This window comes from Klebsiella sp. MS 92-3 (genome assembly GCF_000195655.1).
Taxonomy (GTDB): domain Bacteria; phylum Pseudomonadota; class Gammaproteobacteria; order Enterobacterales; family Enterobacteriaceae; genus Klebsiella; species Klebsiella pneumoniae.
Window position 1 is genome coordinate 35541 of sequence record NZ_GL882709.1, and the last position, 3247, is coordinate 38787.

Sequence of the window (3247 nt, forward strand, 5' to 3'; positions counted from 1 at the left end):
CCCCCCCCCCCCCCCCCCCCGGGGGGGGGAACAGGCTGGCTTACATCGCCAGCACGTACTTGAGCATCACCCCGGCGGCGATCGCCGAGCCGATCACCCCCGCCACGTTCGGGCCCATGGCGTGCATCAGCAGGAAGTTCTGCCCGTCCGCTTCCAGACCCACCTTGTTCGACACCCGCGCCGCCATCGGCACCGCCGACACCCCCGCCGAGCCGATTAGCGGGTTGATTTTGTGCCGGCTGAACACGTTCATCAGCTTCGCCATCAGCACCCCGGCGGCGGTCCCCACGCAGAAGGCGATCACCCCCAGCACCAGGATCCCCAGCGTCTGCGGCTGCAGGAACTTGTCCGCCACCAGCTTGGCCCCCACCGACAGTCCGAGGAAGATGGTCACGATGTTGATCAGCGCGTTCTGCACTGTATCGCTCAGCCGCTCCACCACCCCGCTCTCGCGCATCAGGTTGCCGAAGCAGAACATCCCCAGCAGCGGCGCGGCGTCCGGCAGCAGGAGCGCCACCAGCAGCAACAGCACCGCCGGGAAGAGGATCTTCTCCCGCTTACTCACCGTGCGCAGCTGCACCATGCGGATCTTCCGCTCCTTATCCGTGGTCAGCGCCTTCATGATCGGCGGCTGGATCAGCGGCACCAGCGCCATATAGGAGTACGCCGCCACCGCGATGGCCCCCAGCAGCTCCGGCGCCAGCTTGCCCGACAGGTAAATCGCCGTCGGGCCGTCGGCGCCGCCGATGATGCCGATGGCCGCCGCCTGCGGCAGGGTGAAGCTGATGATGCCGAAGTAGTTCAGCGTCAGCGCCCCGAGCACGGTGGCGAAGATCCCGAACTGCGCCGCCGCCCCCAGCAGCAGGGTGCGCGGGTTAGCCAGCAGCGGGCCGAAATCGGTCATTGCCCCGACGCCCATAAAGATGACCAGCGGCGCGATGCCCGAGCCAATCGCCACCTTATAGAAGATGGCCAGCACCCCGGCGGAGTAGCCCATGTCCACCGCGAGGCTCTCCATCTGCCCCTGCACCGACGGCAGGGCCAGCGCCAGTGCCTCTTTGATGGCGTGGACGTCCGGCGCGCAGTGGAGCTTCGCGGCAATCACCGCCAGCTGCGCCGGGTCGTGGTGAGCCAGCAGACTCTCCAGGGCGGTGAGCGCCAGCCCGGCCTCCGGGATATTGGAGAGCAGGCCGCCGAAGCCAATCGGCAGCAGCAGTAACGGCTCGAACTTCTTCGCAATCGCCAGCCACAGCAGCAGCAGACTGACCAGCAGCATCACCGCCTGGCCGGCGCCGAGGTGCATCAGCCCCATGCCCTGAATCAGGGCGTTCAGACTTTCCATTTCCGTTCCTCGTCCTTACGCCAGGGTCATCAGGGTGTCGCCGACCGCCACCGCGTCGCCGGCTTTCACCGCGATACCGCGCACGGTCCCGGCCTGCGCGGCGCGGATTTCGGTTTCCATCTTCATGGCTTCCAGAATCAGCAGCACCTCGCCTGCGGCCACCGTCTGGCCTTCGCTGGCCAGCACCTTCCAGATAGTGCCCGCCAGCGGGGCGGTCACCGGGGTGCCGGCGCCGGCCGGGGCGGCAGCGGCGGGTGCAGAGGCAGGAGCAGCCGCCGTCAGCTGGCTGACGTCACCGCCGTCGCTGACTTTGACCACAAAGGCTTTGCCTTCCACCTCCACGGTGTAGACGCCGGAGGCGGCAGGTTTTTCTGCTTTTGCCACTGGCTGTGCGGCTTCCGCCTGCGGTACCGGCTCAAAGGCCGCCGGGTTGTGGCGGTTTTCGAGGAACTTCAGGCCGGGCTGCGGGAACAGCGCCACGGTGAGCACGTCGTCGATGGCGTTTTCGGCAAGCGTGATGCCCTTCTCCTGCGCCTGGCGTCTGACGTCGGCTTCCAGCGCGGCCAGCTCCGGCTTGAGTAAATCCGCCGGGCGGCAGGTCACCGGGTCGGCGCCGTCGAGCACCCGCGCCTGCAGGGCGGCGTTCACCGGGGCCGGGGTGCGGCCGTACTCGCCTTTCAGGATACCGGCGGTCTCCTTCGCGATGGTTTTGTAGCGCTCGCCGCCCAGCACGTTGAGCACCGCCTGGGTGCCGACAATCTGCGAGGTCGGGGTGACCAGCGGGATGAAGCCGAGGTCCTCGCGCACGCGGGGGATTTCCGCCAGTACTTCATCCAGACGGTGGGCGGCGCTCTGCTGCTTCAGCTGGCCTTCAAGGTTGGTGAGCATCCCGCCCGGCACCTGGGCGACGAGGATACGGCTGTCGGTGCCCTTCAGCTGGCCTTCGAAGGCGTGGTATTTTTTGCGCACCTCGCGGAAGTAGGCGGCGATGCTCTCCAGCCTGTGGATATCGAGGCCGGTGTCGTACGGCGTGCCGGCGAGGGTGGCCACCAGCGCTTCGGTGGCCGGGTGGCCATAGGTGGCGCTCATGGACGAAATCGCCGTATCCACGCCGTCGACCCCGGCTTCAATGGCCTTCAGCAGCGCCATCTCCGCCATCCCGGTGGTGGCGTGGCAGTGCAGGTGCAGGGTGACGTCATAGCGCTTCTTGATTTCGCTGACCAGCTCAAAGGCGGCATGCGGCGTCAGAATGCCGGACATGTCCTTGATGGCGACGGAGTCAACGCCGGTCTCCAGCAGCTGTTCGGTGAGGTCGAGCCAGGTCTGCAGGGTGTGGGCCGGGCTGGTGGTGTACGAAAGCGTACCCTGGGCATGGGCGCCGTGGCGGCGGACCGCCTGCAGGGCGGCCTGCATGTTGCGCGGGTCGTTCATGGCATCGAAGACGCGGAAGACGTCCATGCCGTTTTTGACGGCGCGCTCGACGAAGCGCTCCACCACGTCATCGGCGTAGTGGCGGTAGCCGAGCAGGTTCTGGCCGCGGAGCAGCATCTGCAGCGGGGTCTTGGGCATCGCCTTTTTCAGCTCGCGCAGGCGGACCCACGGGTCCTCGCCGAGAAAGCGGATGCAGGCGTCAAAGGTGGCGCCGCCCCAGCACTCCAGCGAGCGGTAGCCGACGTCGTCCAGCTGAGCGGCAACGGGCAGCATATCGTCGAGACGCAGACGGGTGGCGAACAGGGACTGGTGGGCGTCGCGCAGGACGACATCGGTAATGGCAACGGTCATGAATTCCTCCGTGAATTAAGGGTGAAGACGGCGATGGTGGTGAATGGCGGCGACAATCGCCGGCTTCAGGCGGGCGAAATCGTCGGCGGGCGCGACGGCGGCCGGCGCCGGGTTGGGGGGGGG

2 protein-coding genes and 1 pseudogene are annotated in these 3247 nt (G+C 67.3%); all 3 read right to left on the reverse strand.

The features are described 5' to 3' along the window. Positions 1-40: 40 nt before the first annotated feature. On the reverse strand, positions 41-1342 hold the full coding sequence (locus tag HMPREF9538_RS26150; RefSeq protein WP_004147009.1) for an oxalacetate decarboxylase subunit beta: 1302 nt from the start codon (positions 1340-1342) through the stop codon (positions 41-43). 15 nt (positions 1343-1357) lie between these two features. Further along, positions 1358-3124, reverse strand: coding sequence for a sodium-extruding oxaloacetate decarboxylase subunit alpha (gene oadA / locus HMPREF9538_RS0126710; RefSeq protein WP_020316494.1), 1767 nt, complete (start codon positions 3122-3124; stop codon positions 1358-1360). A 15-nt stretch (positions 3125-3139) separates the two neighbouring features. Then, positions 3140-3247 (reverse strand): annotated as a pseudogene (locus HMPREF9538_RS26145) (oxaloacetate decarboxylase gamma chain); the annotation flags it as partial.